This window comes from Crocosphaera chwakensis CCY0110 (genome assembly GCF_000169335.1).
Taxonomy (GTDB): domain Bacteria; phylum Cyanobacteriota; class Cyanobacteriia; order Cyanobacteriales; family Microcystaceae; genus Crocosphaera; species Crocosphaera chwakensis.
In genome coordinates this window covers 1-2,688 of sequence record NZ_AAXW01000127.1, presented here as the reverse complement: position 1 = coordinate 2,688, position 2,688 = coordinate 1, and the positions used below count along the sequence as shown (strand labels likewise).

The following is a 2,688-nucleotide window of genomic DNA, read 5'->3' as shown; positions in this document are numbered from 1 at the left end:
TTGTCGAGGAGGGACTAAACCATATTTAGGATGATTCCAACGAATAAAGGCTTCTATGGCTTCTGTTTTTCGAGTATTACTATTTAGTTGAGGTTGATAATATAAACATAATTCTTCTTTCGTTAATGCTTCATAGAGTCGCTTTTCAACTTGTGATAATGAGACATCCTCTTTGCTTAAGTTTTCGTTGAGAATGTTATGATTATCTGTTTTTTTATGGTGAATAAGTTGAGTTTCAGCATAGTTTAAAAGTTGTTGAGGAACTTGGCCATTTTTAGGATAAATAGCCATGCCTAAATGAGTCGCTAATGATTGATTGTTATCCTCAACAGTGAAAGGATCTTTTAATTCTTTAATAATGCGTTGAGTAATTTTATATAAATTATCTTCTTCATTTATATGAGGTAACAAAATAGCAAATTCATCCCCTCCCCAACGAGCAGCAATGTCTCCTGTTCTGATGCAGTTTTTTAAACGTTCTGCGATCGCTTGTAAAAAATAATCTCCTATCTTATAGCCAAAATTATCATTAATTTCACTAAAGTTCTTAATATCTATTAGAAAAATAGCCAAACAATTTCGATGCCTTTTTGCATTAGTTATTGCAATGGAAATATATTCATTAAATAGAATACGATTTGGTAGCTCAGTTAGTGGATCAAGATAAGATTCTTCTTGAAATGTATCGTCATTTCCTAAATCTTTGAGAGAAGAAGTTTCTAATGCAAAATCAGATTCTTCTGTAGGATTATCTAAATATAATGTTGGTACTTGATTAATTGGTTGTTTTACAGATTTTGTTGATTGCTTAGGCACATTTTTATCAATAAAGCTGTCTGAAATTGTAGCAGTTGAAACAGCATGATAACTAGCATTAACTTCACAACCAAAATTTATTAAATCTCCATCTTTTAGTTCATGAATTGTACATTTTTCTCCATTAACAAAAATACCGTTTTGACTTTTTTGACCTTCTAAATCTCCATCTAAAATCCAAAAGGAATCTTGATTTGTTTTTCGATTAAACTTTCTTATTAAAGTGGCGTGTCTTCGAGAAACTTGTTTAGAATAAATTATAATTGAATTACTAGAATGTCGTCCTAAAGAATATTTAGAGTCTTCTAAAGAAATAGTACGACGGGAATTACTGTCTTCAAGAACCAAAATATAAGGATTATCGGTGTTTTTTTAGTGTAATTCATTGTTTATAGTGATTTTAATTTATATTTCATCTTTTTTAAAGTTTTAACTGGTTCTTGAGTCTTTAATTCATTTTTCTTAAACTTGACTTAAAAATGTCGTTGCATCGGCAGATTTGAGAGGACGACTAAACCAAAATCCTTGAATTTCTTGGCAATTTAATCTTTGTAACAATTCTAGCTGTTGCAAGGTTTCCACTCCCTCAGCGACAACCCGTAGATCGAAGCTTTTTCCTAGGGCAATGATAGCAGAAATGATCGCCGTGTTTTTAGAATTATTTTGTAAATTTTGGATAAAAGATTGATCAATTTTGAGAGTAGTAATAGGAAATTTTTGTAAATATCCTAGAGAAGAATAACCTGTTCCAAAATCATCTAAGGAAATTTGTACCCCTAAATCTCGTAATTGTCGTAAGGTTTCTTGGGAAAAATCACTATTTTCCATGATAGCTGTTTCGGTAATTTCTAATTCTAAAAGATAGGGTTCTAATTCTGTTTCTTCTAAAACTTGGCTAACAATATTAACTAAATTAGGTTGTTGAAATTGTTTTGGAGATAAATTAACTGCGATAGGTATCGGAGAGAATCCTTGCTTTTGCCAAGCTTTATTTTGCTGACAAGCTGTTTTTAAAACCCATATACTAATAGGAATAATTAGGTCTGTTTGTTCAGCTAAAGGAATTAATCTCATAGGAGAAATATGACCTAATTCTGGATGATACCATCGTAAAAGTGCCTCCATTCCACTAATTTTATGAGTCGTCAGTTTTAATTGAGGTTGATAATATAAAGAGAATGATTCTTCTTCTAAAGCTTGATATAAAAGGTTTTCTAATTTTAATAATAAAGATGCTTTAGATGTCATGGTTGAACGATAAAAACGGTAATGATTTCTACCTCGTTCTTTTGCACGATAGAGGGCTGCATCAGCATTTTTTAATAAGGTTTCTGCGTCTTCGCCATCTTGAGGATAAATAGCAATACCAATACTGGTTTTAATATATAATTGATGTCCTGAAATTTCAAAGGGTTGCTTAAGATCATCAAGTATACGTTGTGCTAAGTTAATTGTATCTTCTGGACTATTAATTTGAGGTAATAATAAGGTAAATTCATCTCCTCCCCAACGAGAAACAACATCATCATTTCGGACACAACAACTTAACCGTTGAGCAAAACTTTTGAGTAATTGATCTCCAATTTTATGACCTAACGTATCATTAACATTTTTAAAAGAATCTAAATCAAGAAAAAGTAATGCCATTAAATAGTCATTTTTTTTGGCTTCTACTAGGGCAACTTCTAGTTTTTCATCAAAATAATTTCGGTTAGGTAAATCTGTTAATGTGTCGTAAAAAGCGCGATATTCTAAATTTTCTTCAGCCCGTTTTCTAGCGGTAATGTCAAATAAATAACTCCTAATAAGTTGATGTTCTGATAAATAATGCACATATTGTTCAAAAATTTCCGAACCGATAATGACTTCTCT

2 protein-coding genes are annotated in these 2,688 nt (G+C 31.1%); both read right to left on the bottom strand.

The genetic code is table 11. The features are described from left to right. Positions 1–1,164: diguanylate cyclase domain-containing protein (locus tag CY0110_RS27460; RefSeq protein ID WP_008278938.1), on the bottom strand; the 1,164-nt coding region annotated here is incomplete at its 3' end. A gap of 114 nt (positions 1,165–1,278) precedes the next feature. Then, on the bottom strand, positions 1,279–2,688 hold a 1,410-nt coding region (locus CY0110_RS27455), incomplete at its 5' end, for a putative bifunctional diguanylate cyclase/phosphodiesterase (RefSeq protein ID WP_008278937.1).